18 protein-coding genes and 2 tRNA genes are annotated in these 23,380 nt (G+C 41.1%); 10 read left to right on the forward strand and 10 right to left on the reverse strand.

What is annotated here, in order from left to right:
- Positions 1-116: 116 nt before the first annotated feature.
- From C3007_RS03285 to C3007_RS03295, 3 genes are read left to right on the forward strand one after another with little or no spacing between them, the layout of a single operon-like run.
- A complete protein-coding gene (locus C3007_RS03285; RefSeq protein WP_103853086.1) occupies positions 117-1,046 on the forward strand; it encodes a LysR family transcriptional regulator in 930 nt (309 codons plus the stop codon).
- Entirely contained in the window at positions 1,039-1,776 is a 738-nt protein-coding gene (locus C3007_RS03290) for an AzlC family ABC transporter permease (RefSeq protein WP_103853087.1), read from the forward strand. Before C3007_RS03285 ends, C3007_RS03290 begins: the two co-directional genes overlap by 8 nt.
- On the forward strand, positions 1,776-2,105 hold the full coding sequence (locus C3007_RS03295) for a branched-chain amino acid transporter permease (protein WP_103853088.1): 330 nt from the start codon (positions 1,776-1,778) through the stop codon (positions 2,103-2,105). The genes C3007_RS03290 and C3007_RS03295 overlap by 1 nt, the downstream gene beginning before the upstream one ends.
- A gap of 33 nt (positions 2,106-2,138) precedes the next feature.
- Here the strand turns inward: C3007_RS03295 and C3007_RS03300 are convergent, their stop codons facing one another.
- The gene (locus C3007_RS03300; protein WP_103853089.1) at positions 2,139-4,481 is read right to left on the reverse strand and encodes a TonB-dependent receptor; all 2,343 of its coding nucleotides are present in this window, start codon (positions 4,479-4,481) and stop codon (positions 2,139-2,141) included.
- 225 nt (positions 4,482-4,706) lie between these two features.
- A complete protein-coding gene (locus tag C3007_RS03305) occupies positions 4,707-6,173 on the reverse strand; it encodes a phosphoethanolamine transferase (protein WP_243397652.1) in 1,467 nt (488 codons plus the stop codon).
- Positions 6,174-6,538: 365 nt separating this feature from the next.
- Here C3007_RS03305 and metE point away from each other — a divergent pair, with 365 nt between their 5' ends.
- On the forward strand, positions 6,539-8,812 hold the full coding sequence (gene metE / locus C3007_RS03310; protein ID WP_103853090.1) for a 5-methyltetrahydropteroyltriglutamate--homocysteine S-methyltransferase: 2,274 nt from the start codon (positions 6,539-6,541) through the stop codon (positions 8,810-8,812).
- Positions 8,813-8,866: 54 nt separating this feature from the next.
- Here the strand turns inward: metE and C3007_RS03315 are convergent, their stop codons facing one another.
- From C3007_RS03315 to pyk, 4 genes are all read right to left on the reverse strand, one after another.
- Positions 8,867-9,832 (reverse strand): SEL1-like repeat protein, encoded by a 966-nt coding sequence (locus tag C3007_RS03315; protein ID WP_243397653.1) that lies wholly within the window; start codon positions 9,830-9,832, stop codon positions 8,867-8,869.
- Positions 9,833-10,046: 214 nt separating this feature from the next.
- A complete protein-coding gene (locus C3007_RS11675; protein WP_370445392.1) occupies positions 10,047-10,280 on the reverse strand; it encodes a DUF6396 domain-containing protein in 234 nt (77 codons plus the stop codon).
- 14 nt (positions 10,281-10,294) lie between these two features.
- Positions 10,295-10,957, reverse strand: a complete 663-nt coding sequence (locus C3007_RS03325) for an NAD(P)H-dependent oxidoreductase (protein WP_103853092.1) — start codon at positions 10,955-10,957, stop codon at positions 10,295-10,297.
- Positions 10,958-11,117: 160 nt separating this feature from the next.
- Entirely contained in the window at positions 11,118-12,557 is a 1,440-nt protein-coding gene (gene pyk / locus C3007_RS03330) for a pyruvate kinase (RefSeq protein WP_103853093.1), read from the reverse strand.
- Positions 12,558-12,763: 206 nt separating this feature from the next.
- Between pyk and C3007_RS03335 the strand changes: the two genes are divergently transcribed.
- Positions 12,764-12,840: transfer RNA gene (locus tag C3007_RS03335), tRNA-Val, on the forward strand.
- A 39-nt stretch (positions 12,841-12,879) separates the two neighbouring features.
- Here C3007_RS03335 and recR read toward each other — a convergent pair.
- On the reverse strand, positions 12,880-13,485 hold the full coding sequence (gene recR, locus C3007_RS03340; RefSeq protein ID WP_103853094.1) for a recombination mediator RecR: 606 nt from the start codon (positions 13,483-13,485) through the stop codon (positions 12,880-12,882).
- An 83-nt stretch (positions 13,486-13,568) separates the two neighbouring features.
- Positions 13,569-13,898, reverse strand: coding sequence for a YbaB/EbfC family nucleoid-associated protein (locus C3007_RS03345; RefSeq protein ID WP_103853095.1), 330 nt, complete (start codon positions 13,896-13,898; stop codon positions 13,569-13,571).
- A 118-nt stretch (positions 13,899-14,016) separates the two neighbouring features.
- Here C3007_RS03345 and C3007_RS03350 point away from each other — a divergent pair, with 118 nt between their 5' ends.
- The 5 genes from C3007_RS03350 to C3007_RS03370 all read left to right on the forward strand — a co-directional run bounded on the left by C3007_RS03350 (position 14,017) and on the right by C3007_RS03370 (position 18,357).
- Positions 14,017-15,930 (forward strand): DNA topoisomerase III, encoded by a 1,914-nt coding sequence (locus C3007_RS03350; protein WP_103853099.1) that lies wholly within the window; start codon positions 14,017-14,019, stop codon positions 15,928-15,930.
- A gap of 161 nt (positions 15,931-16,091) precedes the next feature.
- Positions 16,092-16,430 (forward strand): preprotein translocase subunit SecG, encoded by a 339-nt coding sequence (gene secG / locus C3007_RS03355; RefSeq protein ID WP_103853096.1) that lies wholly within the window; start codon positions 16,092-16,094, stop codon positions 16,428-16,430.
- Positions 16,431-16,445: 15 nt separating this feature from the next.
- Positions 16,446-16,531 (forward strand) — tRNA-Leu (locus C3007_RS03360).
- Between the two features lie 205 nt (positions 16,532-16,736).
- The gene (locus C3007_RS03365) at positions 16,737-17,381 is read left to right on the forward strand and encodes an integrase arm-type DNA-binding domain-containing protein (protein ID WP_243397654.1); all 645 of its coding nucleotides are present in this window, start codon (positions 16,737-16,739) and stop codon (positions 17,379-17,381) included.
- Positions 17,382-17,859: 478 nt separating this feature from the next.
- The gene (locus C3007_RS03370) at positions 17,860-18,357 is read left to right on the forward strand and encodes a YbhB/YbcL family Raf kinase inhibitor-like protein (RefSeq protein WP_103853097.1); all 498 of its coding nucleotides are present in this window, start codon (positions 17,860-17,862) and stop codon (positions 18,355-18,357) included.
- 469 nt (positions 18,358-18,826) lie between these two features.
- On the opposite strand, the gene C3007_RS11445 is transcribed toward C3007_RS03370, so the two are convergent.
- Positions 18,827-19,063 (reverse strand): hypothetical protein, encoded by a 237-nt coding sequence (locus tag C3007_RS11445; RefSeq protein ID WP_165779947.1) that lies wholly within the window; start codon positions 19,061-19,063, stop codon positions 18,827-18,829.
- Between the two features lie 219 nt (positions 19,064-19,282).
- Positions 19,283-23,191 (reverse strand): ATP-dependent RNA helicase HrpA, encoded by a 3,909-nt coding sequence (gene hrpA / locus C3007_RS03375; RefSeq protein ID WP_103853098.1) that lies wholly within the window; start codon positions 23,189-23,191, stop codon positions 19,283-19,285.
- Positions 23,192-23,380 lie beyond the last annotated feature (189 nt).

Here is a 23,380-nt window from a genome sequence, read left to right on the forward strand (position 1 = left end):
TTTTCCTTGAATATTCCTCCCTTTTACAAAGAAGAATTCTCTTAAAATTTCCCCGCCTCGTTCGTGGATTTTTATTGTATAATCCCACACATTCTGTTGTTTTAATAAGTTATTAAATGAAACCCATATTTCTTGAACTTCGCCATTTGAAAACCCTTTTAGCTTTGAAAGAAACGGGCAGTGTTTCTTTGGCGGCTAAACGTGTGTATCTCACCCAATCGGCTCTTTCTCATCAAATTAAATTGTTGGAAGAGCAATACGGCTTGCCGTTATTTGAGCGTAAAAGCCAGCCCCTGCGTTTTACTTCGGCGGGAGAGCGTTTAATTAAGTTGGCGAATGATATTTTGCCGAAAGTGGTGGAGGCGGAGCGAGATTTGGCGCGCGTTAAGCAAGGTGAGGCGGGTGAGTTGCGCATTGCGGTGGAATGCCACACTTGTTTTGATTGGCTGATGCCGGCGATGGATAGCTTTCGCCAAAATTGGCCGTTGGTGGAGTTGGATATTGTATCGGGCTTCCATACGGATACAGTGAGCTTGCTGCTCAGCCATCGTGCGGATTGGGCGGTGGTTTCGGAAATTGAAGAAACCGCAGACATTGTGCATAAGCCGTTGTTTTCTTATGAAATGGTGGGCTTGTGTGCCAAAGATCACCCTTTAGCGAATAAAGACATTTGGCAAGCGGAAGATTTTATCGATCAAACCTTAATTACCTATCCTGTGCCTGATGATATGCTAGATTTGCTGAAAAAAGTGTTAAATCCGAAAGGCATTAATCCAACACGCCGCACCAGTGAATTAACCATTGCGATTATTCAGTTAGTGGCGAGCAAGCGCGGGATTGCGGCATTGCCATTTTGGGCGGCCAAACCTTATTTAGATCGCGGCTATATTGTAGCGAAAAAAATTACCAATCAAGGGTTATACAGCAATCTTTATGCGGCATTTCGTGAAATGGACGCAGATGTGGCGTTTGTTGATGATTTTTATCAAACCGTAAAAGCACAAAGTTTTTCTACCTTACCGGGATTATCTGTTTTAGATGAGTAGTAGTAACCAACCAGCACAACATAACAGCCCAATTTGGGCGGCAGCCAAGGCGGCATTTCCTTATTCTTTGCCAATGGTGATCGGCTTTCTTTTTCTTGGCGTAGCTTACGGCCTTTATATGAAAGCCCTAGGCTTTGGCGTGTGGTATCCCTTTTTTATGGCGGCATTAATTTACGCAGGCTCAGTCGAATTTATTGTTGCAGGGGCATTAGTGATGGCTTTCGCGCCCTTGCATATTTTCTTGCTGACCTTAATGGTGAGCTTACGCCAGCTCTTTTATAGCCTTTCAATGCTGGAAAAATATCATTCAAAATTGGGCAAAAAACGCTGGTATTTGATCAGCACGCTGGTAGATGAAAGTTTTTCGCTCAATTATATGGCGAAAATTCCACCGCACTTAGACAAAGGTTGGTATATGCTTTTTGTCAGCCTATATTTACATTGTTATTGGGTGATTGGTGCGGTGATCGGCAATTTATTTGGCGATCTAGTGCCGTTTAACTTAAAAGGCATTGAATTTGCGATGACAGCACTTTTTCTGGTTATTTTTGCGGAAAATTGGCTGAAAGAAAAATCACACGAAAGTTCTTTGTTAGGCTTAGGTATCGCGTTAGTGTGCTTAATTGTGGTTGGTAAAAATCATTTTCTCATTCCAACCCTTATCGGAATCTTAGTCGCGCTAACCCTTTGGCGACCTAAATTAACCAGCCAATTAAACAAGGTGGAATAATGACCTTAACAGAACAAATCCTTACTATCATTATTGCCATTTTTGCCGTGCAACTGTGTCGGATTTTACCTTTTATTATTTTTCCTGCGCATCGCCCTGCACCTCCCTATATTCGCTATTTAGGTAAAGTATTGCCTGCCGCAATGTTTGGAATGTTAGTGGTGTATTGTTATAAAAACATTGATTTTTCAACGGCCTATTTAGGCGCACCTGATTTTATTGCAGGTGCGGTGGTTTTAGGCTTACATTTTTGGAAAAAGAATATGTTTTTATCAATGATTGTCGGCACAGGTTTGTATATGATACTTGTCCAATTTATCTTTGTATAACTCCCCCACCTTCAACGATGAGGGAGCATAAAGCTAAAAGTTCACTTTTATCCCAAATACGGCATTTCGCCCAGCCTGTGGCGCAAGAAATTTTAATGGAGAAGTATTCGAACGCGCTTCTCGATTAGTTAAGTTATTAATATGGAAATAAATTTCCATTTCACTTTGTTTCCAAGGGTAAACATAGCTGATGCCCATATCTACCAAAGTAAATGATGGATTAACTAGCTTCTCATCAACTTCATTACTCACATACTTCTGTGTTTTATAATGCGTTGCCGCAAGAAAGGCGCGCCAATTTTTATACTCAATATTCACATCCCCACCAAAACGCGAAGACGGTAAATTCGGTAAATAATTGCCTAATCCCGTTAAACGCTGTGGCAATTTTTGTTTAATATGATCATAGAAGAGATGCCAATTCCAAACACCCCAATGCGATGTTTCTAATTGATAACTTAAATCCACTTCCCACCCAGTTAAGATGAGCGGTGTTTGACGCCATTGTTTTACCATTAAACCATTGCGCACAAGACTGGTGTAACCTAAATAAGTGAAATGATCAAAATGATTTCGATACCAGCTCACCGCCACATTGAACCCATTTTGCTCAATACCGGCAGAAATTTCCCAAGTATGGCTCTTCTCTTTTTGCAAACGTGCATCACCATTTTCTTCAATCAACAGAGCATAATGGTTATTATTAGCGTACAATTCATTCATTTCTAATGCCCGTTCAGCAAAAGTACGCTGAAGCTTAATATAACTACTTTCGCTAGGATTAAATTGAAAAGCGAAATGAGTATTTTGTAAGGAAAAATGACGATCTTTTGCATAGTAAGCTCCAACACTTTGCGATCTCTCGCGATGCAACTCTCCTAACTGATAACGCACTTTTCCAATACGATGTCCAACCTCCAACGTAAAAGGAGCAAGATCAAGAGTTTCAATCGCAAAGATACTGTATGCTTTGCGTTTTAAATCGGGAAGGTAGCTATCCTGACCTTTGGCACTAACCTTTTGATATGAAAAATCCGTACCAACAGTTCCAATTAATCGCTCAAATAAAGGGGCGTGAATTGCAGATAATCGATAAGCATAATTATCAGACAAAAAACCATTAGACATCACAGCCCCTAAGAACTCTTGATCCTTCGCGTGTTGATAATTCACTTGAAAATCTACGCTCTCAATTCCTTTGATCGGCATCACCCAATGGGTATCCCAATTCAAACGGTAGGTTTGGTTTTTCACTGTTACAGGCGCATATCCCTCATTCGCTTGGCTCGCTAAATAAGCAAAGCCCGGCACACCATAATCAGTATCAAAATAATGCCAAGACACCCCAGTATAACCAAAATGATCAATATAACTGCTGCCTAAAGTAAAAGTGCGTGTTGCAGAATGGCTATTCGGAATTCTTCCTTTGGGATAGGAGTGATATTCCTTCAAATCACCAAATTTTTCCATATAGTAAGGACTGTTTGGCACATAAAGTGGATTCTCAGGATTTCCTCCCATAAACCCACGACGATTGGTATATTTATCTTCTTCAGTTAGCCCCAAACTTTTATCTTGATAATTATCCAAATAATATTGGCTAATATATTTAAAATACGCAGGATTAAGGCTAGATAACACGGGAATGCTCACTTGACATTGACGCTGTAAATCCGTGCGAGACTGCAAATAAGCCTTATCATAACATACACCCGCTTTACTAAAGTGCGGTACTTTTATTGACGAAATTTTACTCATTGCGCCATCAAGATAAAATGCCCAATGTTCACCGTTGTTAATATTCAGTTTAAAAGCCCCTTGATTAGGCGCATTAAAACCTTTATTTAGGCTAACCTCACCACTTATTTTATTTTGTGAAATTTGTTTTGGAATAGCCTCATCTAAAATATTGATTGCCCCACCAAGGCTTCTTCCGCCATAAAGCACCGCGGCACCGCCCTTACTAATCTCAATCCCCGTGGCATTTAACGGGTTAATTGAAGTCGCCAAATTACCGCTCACCACGGCTAAATCATTAATTGGCATATTATTCGCTAACACTGCCACACGCTGGCTCGACAAACCTCGAATAATAGGACGAGAAGAATTTGGCCCAAAGGCACTGCTTTGCACACCAGATACTTTCTCTACCACAGCCCCTAATGTGGTGGAATGATTATTGCTAAGTTGAGCTTGATTTATACGATACTGCGTATTGAGATAATGATCTGGCACAGCATTTTTCACCGCCTCAGCCTCAACAAAAATTGGAGCGAGTTGCTGTGTGCTTTCAACATTTTCCTGCCCATAACAATAACACGCACTAAAAAACGCGAAAAAACTCAAAGAAAAATATTTAGAATCAAAAAGTTGCATTACAAAACACCTTATTTTTTAAAGAAAAATAAGACATTATGCTAACACAAAATATCAGGAAGTAAATGCATCGTTAAACAACATAAAATTTTTTTATGAAATGGCACTTCTATTTTTAACTGCGTATGCTTTGTCAAAACACAAAAATAGGAGTACTGTACAGGTTAGAATTGACAGAGAAGAAAGATCAAAAATGAGGTAGCGCTTTACTCTACCTCATTTTCTTTATTTAAGAGATTTGCTAGGATTCACCCACTCGATTGCATTTGGCGTTATTTGTAAATAACCCTGATCGCCTGAAAGATCATTATTATTGACATACCCTTGTTCACAAGAACTAATTCGCTGTTGATAACCAAAGCTATTTAACAATAACGTAGCAATTTGCTGATGAAATAAACGATCACATTGTGAAAAAGCTTGCTGCAATTGTTGTTGCACTACGCTGTCAGGGCTATACAACACAGTTGGTACAAGATAATTATCCTCGTCCATTGTCGCCTGAATATGACGTTCAGGCGTAACAAATTGTCCGTGATCAGAAGTATAAATAAACAGCCAATCTTGCTCAGTTTGTTGCTGTAAATAATGAATAATGGCTTTCATTAGCTGATCAGTGGCATAAATAGTGTTGTCATATTCATCATTTGCGGTTTTATCACCGAATACTTTTTGCTCCGCAGTTAAAATCTTGCCATAAGGCATATGTGAACCGCGCTGATGTAAAATAATAAAATGATTACCTTCCCGTAAATTAATCTTTTTCAATAAGGGTAATAATTCCCTATCAGACATATGTTGTTTAAATCCAAAACCAAGATCTGTAGGATATTTCAGCTCATCAATCCACGTTTTACCTAATAAATTAAGCAGATCCATATCCTCTTGAGATTGTGCAGTATAAAAATAAGTTTGGTAGCCTTGCTGTTTAGCTAAACGAAATAAATTCGTTGTACCTTTAGAAATTTGGGATAATCCATTTGGGTATTCAATAGCATTGAATAAAGAAGGAAGTGCAATTGCAGTAAGTAATCCCGCAGAATAGGTTTCTTTGACAATAGGTTGAGCATCAGATTGAGCAAACCGAGTTAAAAATGGCGTGGTGTTTCGATTTTCAAAATCATAACCAAAATAACTGACATGTTTAGCACTTTCACTCTCTCCGAGTAAAAAAATGATATTGCGAACTTTAGGTTTGCTCACCACCTGTGGCTCAGCCATTTGATAATCAGGCACAACGCTTAGGTGTAACACCTTATAAGGTAAGGTATGCCCCACAAATGAACTTAAACTGAGATAGTTCGTTTTAATGCGTCCATAAGACAATTTCGGCGAAATAATGCTCTTACTCTCATCTAAAGCCACACGCACAAGGCCAAAAATCATCAAGAGAAAAAATACTCCATCAGCAATCCAAGAACGTTTACGTTGAAAACATAAAATAGAGCTGACAAAAATCACTTCTAATAAGCCCCATAATGCGGGAAATAACGCCTTATCGATTAAGGAACTACTTGCCCCTATCACCTCATGCCACTCTTCAAAGAGCAAATATAAATTCATTGGCGTAATCCAGCTTTGATAAGCCGCATAATGAACATTGTTACCAATAAAACTTATTGCAAAGAAAGCAAGAAGTAAGCATTGTACGACTCTTATATAACAATGCAACAAATACCAAAATAAACGCATAATTCTCCACTAATTTACCCATAGGCAAAGCTGGAACAGCAAACACAATGCGATAGAGTAATTCGCTTCCGAGTAATAACACACTGTATAACACAATGAGTGATAGGGCTTTTTTCATTTTGATGATCCTAAAAGATTAAAATGAGCGAGATTGTAGCACAACACAATGATTTATATAAACAAAGCACACTAGCTAAAGTGCGGTGCTTTTGGGATAAATTTTTTGCCATTATATGAATATTAATTTTATTCATACAAAACGTGAAAATTATGACATTGCATAATACAGAGCCTTTCGGCATTATTAGACGCAAGAAAGACGTTTAGACGTCTATTTGATTAATAATAAAGACAGGAGTTCGATTATGACAACATTTCATCTTTTAGGTTTTCCGCGTGTTGGCGCGAAACGTGAGCTTAAATTTGCCCAAGAGCGTTATTGGCGTGGCGAGATTGCGGAGCAAGATTTATTAGATATTGCCAAAGCCTTGCGTGAGATTAACTGGAAACACCAAGCAGCCGCCAATGCAGATTATGTGGCAGTGGCAGATTTCACTTTTTATGATCATATTTTAGATCTGCAGGTGGCAACAGGGGCAATTCCTGCACGTTTTGGTTTTGATAGCCAGCAATTAACGCTTGATCAATATTTCCAACTGGCGCGTGGTAACAAAGAGCAATTCGCCATTGAGATGACAAAATGGTTTGATACCAACTATCACTATTTAGTGCCAGAATTTCACAAAAACACCGAATTTAAAGCCAACCCAGCCCATTATGTGCAACAAATTCGTGAAGCCAAAGCCCTTGGTTTAAATGTGAAACCGACCATTGTTGGCCCATTGACGTTCTTACATTTAGGTAAGGAAAAAGGTGAAGCCTTTGATCGCTTTGCATTATTAAATAAACTCGTGCCTGTTTATGTGGAAATTCTCAATGCGTTAGCGGCTGAGGGCGTGGAGTGGATTCAAATTGATGAGCCAGCCTTAGCGGTGGATTTAGCCCCTGAGTGGGTTGAGGCTTACAAAGCGGTGTATGCCACATTAAGCGAAAAAGTCAACGCAAAATTATTACTTGCGACCTATTTTGGCTCAGTAGCACAACACGCGGAATTGCTCAAAGCCTTACCTGTGGGCGGTTTGCACATTGACTTAGTACGCGCCCCTGAACAGCTCGTCGCCTTTGCAGATTATGACAAGGTGCTTTCCGCTGGTGTAATTGACGGGCGTAACGTATGGCGTGCCAACCTCAATCAGGTGTTAGATGTACTTGAACCGTTAAAAGCCAAATTAGGCGAGCGTTTATGGATTGCGCCAAGCTGCTCGTTATTGCATAGCCCTTATGATTTATCGGTGGAAGTGCAACTCAAAGAGAACAAACCTGAGCTTTACAACTGGTTGGCGTTCACGCTTCAAAAAGTGCAAGAATTGTCCGTCATTAAGACCGCACTTGAACAAGGGCGTGCTGCCGTGCAAGCAGAGCTTGATGCAAGCCAAGCAGCGGCTGATTCGCGTGCCAACAGCAAAGAAATTCATCGCCCTGAAGTGGCTGCACGTTTAGCTAACTTGCCAGAAGGTGCGGATCAACGCAAATCGCCATTTGCTGAGCGTATCGCCAAACAAAATGCGTGGTTAAATTTACCGTTATTACCAACCACAAATATCGGCTCATTCCCGCAAACTAGCGAAATTCGCCAAGCTCGCGCCCAATTCAAAAAAGGTACACTAAGCCTTGAAGATTACGAAGCGGCGATGAAAAAAGAAATCGAGTTGGTAGTACGTGAGCAAGAAAAACTCGACCTTGATGTCCTCGTTCACGGCGAAGCGGAACGTAACGATATGGTGGAATACTTCGGGGAATTATTAGATGGTTTCGCATTCACCAAATTCGGCTGGGTGCAAAGCTACGGTTCACGTTGTGTGAAGCCACCAATTATTTACGGTGATGTCGTTCGCCCTGTGCCGATGACGGTTCGTTGGTCGCAATATGCACAAAGCCTAACCAACAAAGTAATGAAAGGAATGCTCACTGGCCCTGTTACGATTTTACAATGGTCGTTCGTGCGAAACGATATTCCACGCGCTACCGTGTGTAAACAAATTGGCGTGGCACTTTCTGACGAAGTGTTAGATTTAGAAAAAGCAGGCATTAAAGTGATCCAAATTGACGAACCAGCAATCCGCGAAGGCTTACCGCTTAAACGTGCAGACTGGGACGCGTATCTACAATGGGCAGGCGAAGCATTCCGTTTAAGCTCAATGGGCGTGCAAGATGACACACAAATTCACACCCATATGTGTTATTCCGAATTTAACGACATCTTGCCAGCCATTGCGGCACTGGATGCGGACGTGATCACCATTGAAACTTCACGTTCAGATATGGAATTGTTAAACGCATTCGCTGATTTCAAATATCCAAACGACATCGGTCCAGGCGTGTACGACATTCACAGCCCACGCGTACCAAAACCAGAGGAAATCGAACATCTGCTACGCAAAGCCTTGAAAGTGGTACCAAAAGAGCGTTTATGGGTAAACCCAGACTGTGGCTTAAAAACCCGCGGTTGGACAGAAACCTTACAGCAATTAGAAGTAATGGTTGATGTGACGAAGAAATTGCGTGCTGAACTGGCTTAATAAAAACTAAAAATTGAGAAAAAACCACCGCACTTAAGTGCGGTGGTTTTTCCCTTATTTTTTCATCGGCAATCCAGTTTGCCAATCTAGCCCTGCTTTTTCAGCCAGTTTTTGCATTAACTCATCACTTGGTTTTTGCGGTGAAGGGCCTTCAAACCAACGTTGAAAAGCGATTTTACCGTCCCAAGCAGGCAGTTTGGCTGGGGGTAAGGGAACGATTTCATCAAGATCGGGGACGGTGGGTTTTAAAAAGTAATATTTAAATAAATAATCATCGATCATCTTATAGCGTGTGGCGCGTTCTAGATCTATTTTACCGCCTAGATAATCTGAATCTTTAGGATTAGTTTCTCTAAATCCAAGAGATAAACTATATGCAGATTGCTGATTTCCAGCTTTGACTCCTTGATGATAAGCTTGAATCGCCTCTTGATACTTTTTATCTGATTCATAGTATATTCCTAGCCATCCAGCTGCTTCTGACTGCCCTTGCGTCGCTGCACATTTTAGTAATTGTTCCCGCAGATCTAACCTAAATCGCAAGGTATTTTTATCATTAAGCAACGCTAAAAGCTGTCCTATATCATATTGTGCATCTCGACTTCCCATATCAGCTGCTTTACGCAGATAAGCAAACTTCCCCCTTGGGCTAGTTTTTACCCCATAGTTGCTATCAAGGTGGTAGTAAAGTTTATACATCGCCGTGGCAGGTAAAGTTTTTTCCAGTTCTTTATTTAAGTGATACACTTCTGTTTGTGGTTTTTTCACCACCACACGTTTGGTTTCCAATAACCATTGCAAGCGTAAATTCGCCTGATAATCGCCATTATAGGCAGCAATACGGTAATACACTGCCATATTTTGCCAGACCTCATCACCTTTCTTGCCCCGCCACATATTGTGTAGGCCATGATACAGCGCATAGTCATAGAGGCTATGTACTTCTTTATCAATAGGTGGACGCACTTCGTGTTTACACTCAAAGGTGAGGTTATCTAAAATGCTGTTGTTTTTTTGCATCGGCTTATCCTTACTGGTTGAGGCCACTGTGTGACACGCACACAAGCTGGCAATAAGACTGAGTAATACTAGTTTTTTGATTGATTTCATTAGTCTGACCTCGCTACATTAGGATAAAAATAGAACAGTGATGCTTAAACAAAAACCATAAATCCGCCTTAATTTTCCACCGCACTTTTTTCTGCTCTCAATAAAAAGTGCGGTGGTTTTTCCCTTATTTTTTCATCGGCAATCCAGTCTGCCAATCTAACCCGGCTTTTTCAGCCAGTTTCTGCATTAACTCATCACTTGGTTTTTGCGGTGAAGGGCCTTCAAACCAACGTTGAAAAGCGATTTTACCGTCCCAAGGTGGAAGTTTGGCTGGGGGTAAGGGAACGATTTCATCAAGGTCAGGGACAGTGGGTTTTAAAAAATAGATCGTTAGAATAAAATATAGGAGTTTCTTTATTTAGATTAAATCTGCTATTCCACCCAAGTTACTAATTCTTCCATCGGTTTTCTTGATTTGGCTTTAATCTCTTTCGCACGATAACCAAAGGTTACCATCACAGAAACGCCCCACTCCGCAGGATCAAACGCACCAGCCTCGGCTAAAATTTGATTTACCGCTTCATAGTTAAAGCCTTCAATCGGACAGCTATCCACACCAATAAATGCCGCGCCAGTCATCATATTTGCTAGTGCAATGTAGGCTTGCTTGCTTGTCCAATCAAATAATGCACGCTCACTTTCTAGCACTTTCATATCATTTTGCTGAAAAGTGCGGTATTTTTCTTTTGCTTTTTCCATTTGTTCTGCGGTTAATCCACGCTTAACCAAAGCATTATGAAAATAATCTGAATCGTAACGGGCATTTTTCTTTGCTAAAAGCGCCACTACATAACTCGCATCATCAAGTTGCGTTGCCATTCCCCAACTCACTGGTTTCAATTTTTCACGCAATTCGGGATTTTGAATGACCACAAAGTGCCAAGGCTCTGAGCCTACAGAACTTGGCGATAAACGTGCAAGCTCTAAAATATAATCAAAATCTTCACGACTCACTTTTTTATTTGGATCGTAATAACGTGTTGCGGCACGAAAACGAAATCTGTCTAATACTTGGTCTTTGCTAAATACGCTCATTATGCTTTCTCCCGATCAAATTAAACTTCGTCATTATAACAATCAGTAGGAAAAATAAGGAAATGTTATTCCGACTAAAGTTGATAGGCGTCAAATAAAAAAGTTACCCATTTTGTGGGTAACTTTTCTTTTTCAAACCTAGTTTTGGTTAAAAATCAGATTATTCAACCACTAATGTGCGGCAAGTGTTTGTTCCGCCAGAAGTTAAAAGATCACCTTGAGTTAATAATACAAGATCACCTGTTACCAAATACCCTTTATCTTTCAACAATTGAATCGCAGCTTTTAAGCCTTCGATTGTACGGCTTTCTTGATCGAAATGAACTGGCACAACACCACGATATAACGCACAAAGATTCAAGGTTTCTTGATGACGTGATAATGCGAAAATTGGTAAGCCAGAGCTAATACGCGACATTAATTTCGCTGTATGACCGCTGTTTGTCATTGCAATAATTGCCGCCACTCCTTTCATATGGTTCGCCGCGAACATTGCTGACATCGCAACCGCTTCTTCAATCGTTTCAAAAGTGCGATCAACACGGTGGCGTGAAACATTTACGCTAGGCATTTTTTCTGCGCCTAAACATACTTTCGCCATCGCAGCTACTGTTTCAGCTGGGTATTGACCCGCAGCAGTTTCCGCTGAAAGCATTACTGCATCTGTACCGTCCAATACCGCATTTGCTACGTCCATTACTTCCGCACGCGTTGGCATTGGGTTGCTGATCATCGATTCCATCATTTGTGTTGCGGTGATCACCACACGGTTTAATTGACGTGAACGGCGGATTAATTTTTTCTGCACCCCCACTAATTCAGGATCGCCAATCTCAACCCCTAAATCACCACGTGCCACCATAATCACGTCAGAAGCTAGGATAATATCGTCCATTGCTTCATCACTCATTACGGTTTCCGCACGTTCTACTTTCGCAACAATTTTTGCTTTAAGTCCTGCTTCTTCCGCTAATTGACGCGCGTAGTTCAAATCTGCACTTGAGCGTGGGAAAGACACCGCTAAGTAATCCACGCCAATACGCGCTGCAGTGATAATGTCAGCTTTATCTTTTTCAGTTAAGGCATCTGCAGATAAACCACCACCTAATTTGTTAATCCCTTTGTTATTTGAAAGAGGGCCGCCAACTGTCACCTCAGTGAATACTTTCGCGCCTTCAGTAGATAATACTTTTAACTGAACACGACCATCATCTAATAATAAAATATCACCTGGAACAACGTCTTGCGGTAAGGTTTTATAATCTAAACCTACAGACTCTTGATCACCTTCACCTTTTGGTAATTCTGCGTCTAAAACAAATTTATCACCAACATTTAAGAAAATTTTGCCATCTTTAAAGGTTGAAACACGGATTTTAGGCCCTTGTAGATCCCCTAAAATTGCCACGGTTTTACCTAATTTTTGTGCAATTTCACGCACACGTTGCGCACGCCCAATGTGATCTTCAGGCGTACCGTGAGAAAAGTTCATTCTCACTACATTTGCGCCCGCCGCAATAATTTTTTCTAAATTATTACCACGGTCTGTAGAAGGTCCCATAGTACATACAATTTTGGTTCTTCTTAGTCTTCTAGACATTACTTACTCCATTGTTCTTCAAAATACAAACTAAAAATTGCGGGCTATTATACGCCTAAAACAAGACGAGATCGAGATCGCCCACACGAAAAAAACAGCAAAAAACGCTAAGCCATTGATTAAATTTATGTCAATTAATTATTTGATATGCAAAACGTGCTTGTCTTACGCAATAAAACTCGCTAAGATAGCTCGCAAATTTCAGTGCGACTATAGCTCAGTTGGTTAGAGCACCACCTTGACATGGTGGGGGTCACTGGTTCGAGTCCAGCTAGTCGCACCATTCTTTTCTTTATTATACCCGCATTGAATTTTCCAATATTTAATACTGAATCTCTCTCCGCCCTGAGAAAGAATGCCCGAGGGTGTTGCTATCCACAGTTTCTAGTTCACCGCCGACAGGAATACCGTGGGCAATGCGGGTTACTTTGATATTTTGTTGCATACAAAGTTCCGCGATGTAATTGGCGGTGGCTTCGCCTTCCACCGTTGGGTTGGTGGCAAGGATCACTTCACGAAAGGCTTCATTTTGTAGACGTCTGTTTAGTAAATCTAAGCCGATTTCTCTTGGTCCAATGCCGTCTAACGGGGAAAGATGTCCCATTAAGACAAAATAACGTCCTGAAAATTGCCCTGTTTGTTCAATGGCTTGAATGTCGGAAGGCTGCTCTACCACACAAAGCAAGCCTGTGTTTTGACGGCGTGGATTATTGCAAATGGTGCAAACTTCTTCTTCAGTAAAGGTTCGGCACTGTTCGCAGTGGCCAATTTGCGACATTGCGGCAGTTAATGCACGCGCCAGATCCATTCCACCACTGCGATCTCGTTGCAATAAATGATACGCCATTCGTTGTGCAGATTTCGGGCCGACACCAGGTAAACAGCGTAATGCGTCAATAAGATTTTCTAATAATGGGCTTGTTTGCATTGTTTTGCCTAAAAATAAACAAAAAACGCACCGCACTTTGATTTTTAATAAGAAACGAAGTGCGGTGCAAAATTAGGGAAAATTTAGAATGGCATTTTAAAGCCAGGGGGTAATGACATTCCTGCGGTAACAGATGCCATTTTTTCTTTTTGCAATTCTTCTGCACGGCGAACCGCATCATTGAACGCTGCTGCGATAAGATCTTCGAGCATTTCTTTATCGTCTTCCATTAGCGAAGGATCGATTTCAATACGGCGACAATTATGCGCACCATTCACGGTAATTTTTACCAAGCCTGCGCCTGATTCTCCTGTTACTTCCAACTGTGCAATTTCTTCTTGCATTTTTTGCATACGATCTTGCATTTGCTGGGCTTGTTTCATTAAGTTGCCTAAGCCACCTTTTCCAAACATAATTTTTATCCTCAATGTTAATAAGTGGCGACATTCTAACGAAAAATTAATAAATTGGGAATAATCAAATCTGTGTTAGAATGCCGAACTTTGTTTTAGATGATTGATGTTGTCCCCTATGCGATTATTTATAGCCGAGAAACCTAGCCTTGCCCGCGCCATTGCTGATGTATTACCCAAACCTCATCAGCGCGGTGATGGTTTTATTCGCTGTGGTGAAAATGATTGTGTCACTTGGTGCGTTGGTCATCTGTTAGAACAAGCCGAACCTGACGCTTACGATCCCAAATTCAAAACTTGGCGTGTGGAAGATTTACCTATCGTGCCGCAAAAATGGCTGCTTATCCCCAAAAAATCAGTGAAAAAACAGCTAGATACGGTAATAAAGCTGATTCATCAAGCCGATCAACTTATCAATGCGGGAGACCCTGATCGTGAAGGGCAATTATTGGTGGACGAAGTGTTTAGCTACGCCAATCTTTCTGCTGAGAAAAAAGCACAAATTCAACGCTGCTTAATTAGCGATTTAAACCCAAGTGCGGTGCAAAAAGCGGTAAAAAAATTACAATCAAATCAAAACTTTATCCCTCTAGCCACCTCTGCGCTGGCGCGTGCTAGAGCGGATTGGCTGTATGGCATCAATATGACGCGTTCTTACACTAAGCGTGGACAGAATGTGGGCTATCGTGGCGTGCTTTCGGTGGGGCGAGTGCAAACGCCTGTGCTGGGCTTAATCGTTCGCCGTGATCTAGAAATTGAAAATTTCCAACCGAAAGATTATTTTGAAGTGCAGGCTTTTGTACAAACCAAGGAAGAAATTCCGCAAAAATTCACCGCTCTTTGGCAGCCAAGTAAAGCGTGCGAGGATTATCAAGATGAAGATGGCCGTGTGCTTTCCCGCGCCTTAGCGGAAAATGTGGTAAAGCGCATTACAAGCCAACCTGCAACGGTAACGGATTATCAAGACAAACGTGAAAAAGAAAGCGCGCCCTTGCCTTATTCCCTTTCCGCCTTGCAAATTGATGCGGCAAAACGCTATGGGCTTTCAGCGCAAGAAGTGCTGGATACTTGCCAGCGCTTATATGAAACGCACCGTTTGATTACTTATCCGCGTTCCGATTGCCGTTATTTGCCTGAAGAACATTTCGCTGAACGCCATAAGGTGATGAATGCCATTTCCATTCACGCGCCCGATTATCAGCCGTTACCGACTATTATCAATCCTGAACAGCGAAATCGCTGCTGGAATGATAAAAAGGTGGAAGCGCACCACGCAATTATTCCAACAGCAAAAAATCGGCCTGTCAATCTAACGCAGATGGAACGCAATATTTATCAGCTTATCGCGCGCCAATATCTCGCCCAATTCTGCGCAGATGCGGAATACCGCCGCTGTAAAATCACCTTAAATATTGCAGGGGGAAAATTTGTTGCGGCAGCGAGCAATTTACAAGTGGCTGGCTGGAAAGAACTGTGGGGCAAAGAAAATGATGAGCAAAATAACGCTGAACCCTTGCTGCCTGAAGTGAAAAAAGGACAAGAATTATTCTGTGAAAAAGGCGAAATTCTGAGTAAAAAAACGCAACCGCCAAAACCCTTTTCAGATGCGACACTGCTTTCCGCAATGACTGGGATCGCACGTTTCGTACAAGATAAAGCGTTGAAAAAAATCCTACGCGAAACCGATGGCTTAGGCACAGAAGCCACGCGCGCCAGCATTATTGAACTGCTATTTAAGCGTGGTTTTGTTTATAAAAAAGGGCGTCATATTCATAGTACCGAAACAGGACGAATTTTAATTCAAGCCCTGCCTGACATCGCCACGCTACCAGATATGACCGCCCACTGGGAAGCACAGCTCAACAGCATTAGCCAAAAAGCGCTGAGTTATCATCAATTTATGCACGAATTGGTGCAATCCCTGCCTGCAATGCTCAGTTATACCAATTTTGATGCATTACGACAGCTCGGAGTACTTTCAAGACAGATGGCCCCCCCCCCAACAAAGGCTACAAACGCAAAAGTGCGGTAAAAAAATCGTAAATTTTTCGCTGCACTTTTCAGCAAAACAGAAAAAATTTGCTTACAATTAAAACAACTAACCATTTTTTGCTGAAAATCCCTTGCGTGTCATTGTAATATTCGCTAATATTCGCGCGTTAAATTTGCTATTCAAGAACAAGAGAAGAAATAATGTATCAAGCACTGTTAATTATCTACTTAGTGGTATCCGTTGTCCTTATTGGTTTCATTTTGATCCAACAAGGTAAAGGCGCAAATGCAGGCGCATCATTCGGCGGCGGTGCATCGGGTACAGTATTTGGTGCAAGTGGTGCAGGTAACTTTTTAACTAAAACTACGGCTATTTTAGCCACTATTTTCTTTGTTGTGAGTATTGCTATTGCAAATATTAATTCTCACAGAAATAATGTTGAAACAGGGAAATTTGATAATCTTTCACAAGTTGCAGAAAAAATTCAAGAACAGCAACCAAAAGTGGAAGAAAAACAAAACTCAGATATCCCACAATAATTTAAACCGAATTTTGCTCTGATGGTGGAATTGGTAGACACGCTATCTTGAGGGGGTAGTGTCCATAGGACGTGCGAGTTCAAGTCTCGCTCAGAGCACCAAAACACTTAACTAAGCCTTTCGTAACCACTCGAAAGGCATTTTTTAATGCCTGTAATTTCAAGGGTTTAGCCTATTTTACCTATCGCAACTAATCGTAGCCAATTGACTTAAACCGCAGTTTTTAGTAACTATAATAGTAACCACGAGCGGAATATAGTTACTAATCGCTCTTTCATAGTTACTAAAATTACGGAGATACTAGATATGGCGCGTATTATCAAGCCTTTAACTAATACAGAAATTGAGCGGGCAAAACCACAAAACAAGCCCTACACTTTAACCGATGGCAATGGACTATTTTTACTTATCTCTACTACCGGATCTAAAACTTGGCAATTTAATTATCACCGCCCCTTTAGCAAAAAACGAACAAAATTCAGCGTAGGCGCATATCCAAGCATTACCCTAGCCCAGGCTCGCGCTAAACGTGAAGAATTTCGTGCGTTACTTGCTCAAGGTATCGATCCGCAAGAGAAAGCTAAGGAAGAAGAACAGGCTATCAATGAGCAAATAGAGAACAGTTTTTTGTCTGTAGCTGAAAAGTGGAAAGAGAAAAAAGCATTAGAAATTGAGCCTATCACCTTGAAGAAGAATTGGCGACGCTTGGAAACTTATGTTTTCCCTTTGCTCGGACATTTGCCCGTTGCTGAAATGCTGCCTAATGTGGTGATTAAATCCCTTGAACCGTTAAGCCAGCAAGGCAAAGGCGACACACTAAAACGCACTATTCGCTTGATAAACGAGATTTTAAATTATGCTGTGAATTATGGCTTACTGCCTTTTAATCCTTGCGCTAACGTTAATGCAGTATCTAATTTTTTACCACTTCGCCCGCTCTACCAATCGTAACGGTTGATTAAAACCCCACAATAATATTAGTTTGGTTTTCTTCATTGCTTCAGTAAAAAGACTAGAAACAATCAAATCAAGCTATATACTGATGGAAAAAGGGATCTTTTCCGTTCACCATAAACCTAACCGTCAAAAATAGCAGAAATAACACATAATTTTGAATTTTCGTGAAACTTGCATTGGAAGAAAGCAAGGTAAGCTATAAAGCAAAAATAATAGAAAAAAGAAAGCAAAAAAGTTTTTTATTATTCAAGGTTTGCATTCCTTGCCAAAGTTGTCTAATTCCCATATAAAACCTCAGACTGTTTGATTACTGCTTGTTTAATATAAAAAACTTGCTTAGAATCTACTGTGATCCCATTCAAATAAATGACTTCTTTGATTTATTTTTTCCGATAAATTATTAATGAAAGGTTAAAACTATTATTTACTTTTTATTTTCTTGCTATCAACTATTTTCATTAAGGAGAACAGGATGAAAGTAACCAGCCAAGCCATTGAACAAGGCGTCTTTTTGGATAAATATGGAAAACGCGGCACGCAATTTAGCCCAAACGGAATGCCAACTTACTCTATTCCATTTGAAATTGAAGATGCACCAGAAGGCACAAAATCTTTCGCAGTGGTGTTAGAAGATAAAGACGCCATTACCGCCAGCGGTTTTGTGTGGATACATTGGCTCATTGCCAATTTAGAACGCACCTCCGTGCAAGAAAATGAAAGCCAAAGTGCGACAGATTATGTACAAGGCGCAAACAGCTGGGCGAGTGTATTAGGCAAATTCGACATCGCTGAAGCCTCATTTTACGGCGGAATGGCACCACCAAATTGCCGCCACCGTTATGAATTAATCGTTTACGCCTTAGACACCAAACTCGATCTTAAAGCAGGTTTTAGATTTAATGACTTACACTTCGCGATGCAAAATCATATCCTTGCGCAAGCGAGCGTAATGGGCACTTATGATGTTTAAGATTAAGTTATAAAAAATAGTAAGTGCGGTGTAATTTTCTGAGATTTTTAAAATCTGAAAAATTTCCACCGCACTTTATCTTAAATTTTCTATATTAAATTTCGTTTTTCTTTGGAATTAATAACGGATTTCACTCGTTGAACGACCTACTTTCTTTTGCGTCCCCGAAAGGAGAAAAGTAAAGTTTTAGTTTCATCGTTTCATCGTTAAATCACTTTTTTCTTTGTGATTAATAACCAGTTTCGCTCGTTGAGCGACCTACTTTCTTTTGTTTGCTCAAAAGAAAGTAGACAAAGAAAAAAGCACCCGACTAAATTGCTTATCTTCATTTTTAACAAATTTTCTTAACGAAAAGTAAGCCCATACTCGCTTCGCTGCGTTCAGGCGTTACTTTTCTAAAAATTTGTTAAAAATGAAGGCAATTTACACGGGAGGTTATGATACGCCTTCATATCTCGTAGGGTGGGCTTTAGCCCACCATTTTGCCGTTTTCACGCCACGGGTTGCCTATGCTTTGTTTTAGGTGGGCTAAAGCCCACCCTACAATGCTACAATGCTTAATCACATTCCCCGTCCAAACCGCCCGAATGGAGATAAAATCTTTAGGAAAATCACGCCGAGCGAGAGCGAAGCGAACATCAGGCTGATTTTTCGTTAAGAAAATTTTATCGGAATGAGGAAAAAGCGAGCTCGTCAAATTTCTCACTTACAGACAAGGCATTTTGGCGAAGACAGTACGCCAGTACGGCAAGACAAAATAACGCAGTCTGAAAGTAAGAGAAATTTGACGATGATCGGGGTTCTTTTCTTTGCTTACTCTCTTTTGGGTAAGCAAAAGAAAGGAAGTCGCCAACGGCGAAATCCGTTAGCTACACCAAGAAAAAAGCAATAAATAAAGTGCAGTGATTTTTCAATAATTGTACTGCTACCCCATCTCATTAATCACATTCAAAATCCGTTTATCTGAAATAGGATATTTCGTGCCGAGTTGTTGAGCGAATAGGCTGACGCGTAGTTCCTCGATCATATAAGGGATCTCTGCCACTTCTGCGGGGATTGGCTTAGATTTTGGCAATTTTAATAATAACTGCTGATACGCCTTTTCGACATTTTCTACCCGCAACATTGCGGCACGATCACGGTTGGGATCTTGCAATAATTTGTCAATGCGTTTATCAATGGCTTGCAAATAACGTAATAAATCTGGCAAGCGTTGATAGCCCGTTTTCTGCACAAAGTTTGGGTAAATAAGATGATTAATTTGCGCTTTAATATCTGAAAGAGCAAAGGCTAAGGTGAAATCCATTTTGCCTTTTAAGCGTTTGTTGATTTCAAACACGAGCGTCAAAATCTCTTCCACTTGTTTGGCAATATCCACTGTGGTTTCGTTTAAATTGGCTCGAATGTAATCTTTTAGGCGTTCAAAATCCTGTTCATTCCACACAAAACCGCCGAAATCTTGCACTAATTTATCCACGGCGCAGGCGATACAATCATCAATCAATTCCAGCACTTTGCCAAATGGCGTGAAATACAATCCTAATTTTGATTTGTTGGGCAGTTTTTCGTGCAAATACTTTATCGGTGATGGCACGTTAAGCAATAATAAACGGCGTAGTCCCTGTTCCATTGCGACAGCTTGCTCAAATTCTGTTTCAAATAATTTGATCCCAACAGAATCTTTTTCGTCCACAATGGCAGGATAGGCTTTGATGGTAAAGCCTTGTTTTTTCTGCTCATAATATTGCGGTAATTGGTCGAAATTCCATAAATGAATCCCTGTTTGCTCAATGCCTTCGTCTGCCACCGCTGACAAGGTTTCTTGCACTTGCACTTTCAGACTCACTTTGAGTTCATCTAAATTTTTGCTCTCGGCAATTTTCTTACCTTTTTCATTAACCACACGGAATGTCATTGTTAAGTGCGGTGGAATTTGCGCGAGATTCCATTCATCAGGGGCAACATAAACACCTGTGATTTTGCGCAATTCCGCAGACAGCGTTTCTAGCAAGGGTTTGTCCACGTCATTCACGCGGCCAAGAAAGGCTTCCGCATAATTCGGTGCTGGCACAAAATGGCGACGTAATGTTTTTGGTAAGGATTTAATCAGGGCGATAATCAATTCTTTGCGTAAGCCCGGAATTTGCCAGTCAAAACCCTGCATTTCCACTTGGTTAAGCAATGGCAAAGGAATATGCACTGTTACGCCATCGGCTTCCATACCCGGTTCAAATTGATAGCTAAGCTTTAATTTTAAATTGCCTTGATGCCAGAAATTAGGGAAATCTAGCTCGCTGACATTGGCGTTATCATTGGTGAGAAAGGCTTTTTCAAAATTCAACAATTCAGGATCTTTTTGCCGCGCTTTTTTCCACCAAGTATCAAAATGCTTTTGCGACACCACTTCTGTGCCAATGCGTTGATCATAAAATTCAAATAAACGGCGTTCGTCCACCAAAATATCTCGGCGGCGCGTTTTATGTTCTAACTCTTCCACTTCGCGAATCAGCCGTTGATTTTGCAAGAAGAAGGTGTGTTTCGTGTGCCAATTTCCTTCCACCAAGGCAGATTGAATGAAAATCTCACGGCTCACTACGGGATCAATTTTGCCATAATTCACAGGGCGGCTTGCCACAATTGGCACACCATAAAGGGTGACTTTTTCATTAGCAATGACTGCCCCTTTGGATTTTGACCAGCGAGGCTCGGCATAAGATTTTTTCACTAGATGCTGTGCCAATGGCTCAATCCATTCGGGATCGATCTCTGCCACCATTCGTCCCCATAATTTGGAGGTTTCCACTAATTCCGCTGCCATACACCATTTTGGCTGCTTCTTGAATAGCACGGAATTAGGAAAAATCGCAAAATGAGCGTTTCTTGCGCCTAAATATTGCTGTTTTTCCGCTTCTTTCATACCAATATGAGAAAGCAAACCCGATAAAAGTGCGGTGTGAATTTGCGGATATTCTGCCGCTTGCGAATTAATCGGCAAGCCCATTTCTCGCACGGTAAGGCGGATTTGATGATAAATATCTTGCCATTCCCGCACGCGGATATAATTCAAATAATCTTTCTGACACAAACGGCGGAACTGATTTTTGCTCAGAGCCTTTTGCTGTTCTTGCAGATAATTCCACAAGTTTAAGAACGCGAGAAAATCTGATTTTTTATCCGCAAAACGGCGATGTTTTTCATCTGCCGCTTGTTGTTTTTCTTGTGGACGTTCTCGCGGATCTTGAATGGAAAGGGCGGCAATGATGATCATCACTTCGTGCAAACAACCGAGCTTCGCCGCTTCAATCATCATTCGCCCCAAACGAGGATCAACAGGTAGCTGAGCAAGCTGGCGTCCAATCTGGGTGAGCTGACGTTTTTCGCCGTGCTTGGTTTTCACGATTTGGAAGGCTTGTAATTCCTCCAACAATTTTATGCCGTCTTGAATGTGGCGTTTATCTGGTGCGTCCACAAAAGGAAATGCGTTGATGTCGTCTAGCCCGAGTGCGGTCATTTGTAAAATGACGGAAGCGAGATTGGTACGCAAAATTTCAGGATCGGTAAATTCTGAGCGCTGATTAAAATCCTCTTCTGAATACAGGCGGATACAAATCCCTTCAGATACCCGTCCACAACGCCCTTTGCGTTGATTTGCCGAAGCTTGTGAAATCGGCTCAATGGGCAAGCGTTGCACCTTGGTACGGTAACTATAACGGGAAATGCGCGCCGTGCCGGGGTCAATCACATATTTAATCCCTGGTACAGTTAATGAAGTTTCTGCCACGTTGGTGGCAAGCACGATGCGATTTAAGCCACTTGGGTGAAAAATTTTATTTTGCTCTTGTGCCGATAAGCGAGCAAAGAGCGGTAAAATTTCAGTGTGTTTTAAGTGCTGTTTTTCCAAGGCTTCTGCGGTGTCACGAATTTCACGCTCACCATTTAGGAAAATCAAAATGTCGCCCCGCCCCTCTGCCTGCAATTCATCAACGGCATTAAGAATGGATTGGATTTGATCTTGTTCTTCCGTTTCCGCCACAGGGCGATAACGCACTTCCACAGGATAGGTTCGCCCCGAAACTTCAATAATTGGCGCATTATTAAAATGACGCGAGAAACGCTCCACATCAATGGTTGCTGAGGTGATAATCACTTTTAAATCTGGGCGTTTTGGCAGCAGCTGTTTTAAATAACCAAGAATAAAATCGTTATTTAGGCTACGTTCGTGAGCTTCATCAATGATCAAGGTATCATATTGATTTAAAAAAGGATCACTTTGAATTTCAGCGAGCAAAATACCATCTGTCATCAGCTTAATTTGGGTGTCATCACTGATTTGATCGTTAAAACGCACCTTATAACCCACCAGCGTTCCTAGCTCACAATGTAGCTCTTCGGCAATGCGTGTTGCCACTGAACGTGCGGCAATACGGCGCGGTTGGGTGTGTCCAATCAAGCCTTTTTTTCCACGCCCTAACTCAAGGCACATTTTCGGCAACTGGGTGGTTTTACCTGACCCTGTTTCCCCTGCAATAATCACTACTTGATTTTGCTCAATGGCTTTGAGAATTTCATCTTTACGCTGGCTTACTGGCAAGTTTTCAGGAAATTCAATTTTTCCCATCGCACTTTCTCGTTGCTGTAAACGTGCTTGCGCCTGCTGAATTTGTAACTGAATTTCTGCAGCAACTTTTTCTTGGGTTTGTGGATTTTTGATTTGATGCAGCCCTTTAATTCGCCCTTGCAGACGGCGATAATCCACGTTCATCATCTCCGTTAATTGAGCAAATAAGGCTTTTTGTAATGGGCTAAATGGTTGTTTGTGTTTTGTATTTTTCATTGGTTTTATATAGGATCACGTCCGTTTTCATTAGGCGTGAAATGATAAATTGTATGAATGATTTTCAAGATTTTCTGTTTATCTATTTGTGGGCAAGTTTACTAAAAACAATCAAAAAATAAATAAAATTTGCACCGCACTTTGTTTTTCGTTTTATGCGGACTGACACATAGGTCTGTCCCTACGAGG

This window comes from Avibacterium gallinarum (assembly GCF_002921135.1).
Classification (GTDB): Bacteria; Pseudomonadota; Gammaproteobacteria; order Enterobacterales; family Pasteurellaceae; genus Avibacterium; species Avibacterium gallinarum.

Excerpts from the sequence above, each read along its gene's own strand:
- C3007_RS03290 (WP_103853087.1), top strand. The coding sequence starts at position 1,039 with ATGAGTAGTAGTAACCAACCAGCACAACATAACAGCCCAATTTGGGCG.
- C3007_RS03295 (WP_103853088.1), top strand. The coding sequence starts at position 1,776 with ATGACCTTAACAGAACAAATCCTTACTATCATTATTGCCATTTTTGCC.
- C3007_RS03365 (WP_243397654.1), top strand. The coding sequence starts at position 16,737 with ATGGCGCGTATTATCAAGCCTTTAACTAATACAGAAATTGAGCGGGCA.
- hrpA (WP_103853098.1), bottom strand. The coding sequence starts at position 23,191 with ATGAAAAATACAAAACACAAACAACCATTTAGCCCATTACAAAAAGCC.
- C3007_RS03325 (WP_103853092.1), bottom strand. The coding sequence starts at position 10,957 with ATGAGCGTATTTAGCAAAGACCAAGTATTAGACAGATTTCGTTTTCGT.
- C3007_RS03285 (WP_103853086.1), top strand. The coding sequence starts at position 117 with ATGAAACCCATATTTCTTGAACTTCGCCATTTGAAAACCCTTTTAGCT.
- C3007_RS03315 (WP_243397653.1), bottom strand. The coding sequence starts at position 9,832 with ATGCAAAAAAACAACAGCATTTTAGATAACCTCACCTTTGAGTGTAAA.
- C3007_RS03300 (WP_103853089.1), bottom strand. The coding sequence starts at position 4,481 with ATGCAACTTTTTGATTCTAAATATTTTTCTTTGAGTTTTTTCGCGTTT.
- C3007_RS03305 (WP_243397652.1), bottom strand. The coding sequence starts at position 6,173 with ATGCGTTTATTTTGGTATTTGTTGCATTGTTATATAAGAGTCGTACAA.
- C3007_RS03370 (WP_103853097.1), top strand. The coding sequence starts at position 17,860 with ATGAAAGTAACCAGCCAAGCCATTGAACAAGGCGTCTTTTTGGATAAA.
- metE (WP_103853090.1), top strand. The coding sequence starts at position 6,539 with ATGACAACATTTCATCTTTTAGGTTTTCCGCGTGTTGGCGCGAAACGT.
- C3007_RS03345 (WP_103853095.1), bottom strand. The coding sequence starts at position 13,898 with ATGTTTGGAAAAGGTGGCTTAGGCAACTTAATGAAACAAGCCCAGCAA.
- pyk (WP_103853093.1), bottom strand. The coding sequence starts at position 12,557 with ATGTCTAGAAGACTAAGAAGAACCAAAATTGTATGTACTATGGGACCT.
- C3007_RS03350 (WP_103853099.1), top strand. The coding sequence starts at position 14,017 with ATGCGATTATTTATAGCCGAGAAACCTAGCCTTGCCCGCGCCATTGCT.
- secG (WP_103853096.1), top strand. The coding sequence starts at position 16,092 with ATGTATCAAGCACTGTTAATTATCTACTTAGTGGTATCCGTTGTCCTT.
- recR (WP_103853094.1), bottom strand. The coding sequence starts at position 13,485 with ATGCAAACAAGCCCATTATTAGAAAATCTTATTGACGCATTACGCTGT.